Here is a 406-nt window from a genome sequence, read left to right as displayed (position 1 = left end):
GACCGCATCCCTTCGGCGCGCTGAAGCATTGCCTGCAGGCCGATTCGCGCCGCAGCGATGTGAATGCCCAGCAGACGATGCTCATCACTCACCGCGTCGAAAGCCACGTCGAAGTCCTTGATCCGCTTCGACAGGTTCCCCTGTGTCTCGGCCACCTCGCCGACGAGCTTTTCGATCTGCTCGCTCGTGGAGTCGAAGTTGCTCATGAAGTTGTTTTTCTGCAGACGGATCTTGTCGAGCAGCGGCCCGATGATGGGGATGCGTGAGCGGTTGTCGGAAAGAGCACCCAGATTCAGCGACGACGCCACCGAGAGCACTTGGGTGAGCTTCTCGCCCGACTGATCGAGATCTCGGTTTCGGACTTGGTCGAGGAGCTGATCGGCAAAGCGCGCGCTGTGGGTAGATA

1 protein-coding gene is annotated in these 406 nt (G+C 59.9%); it reads right to left on the bottom strand.

Annotation, left to right across the window (positions count from 1 at the left end; genetic code table 11):
• On the bottom strand, nucleotides 1-406 hold a 406-nt coding region (locus GVL03_RS21290; RefSeq protein WP_200847416.1), incomplete at both ends, for a toxic anion resistance protein.

The organism is Microbacterium sp. 18062 (genome assembly GCF_902706225.1).
In the GTDB taxonomy this organism is placed as follows: Bacteria; Actinomycetota; Actinomycetes; order Actinomycetales; family Microbacteriaceae; genus Microbacterium.
Note: the sequence above shows the minus strand (reverse complement) of the source record. Positions and strands in the feature narration are given on the sequence as shown.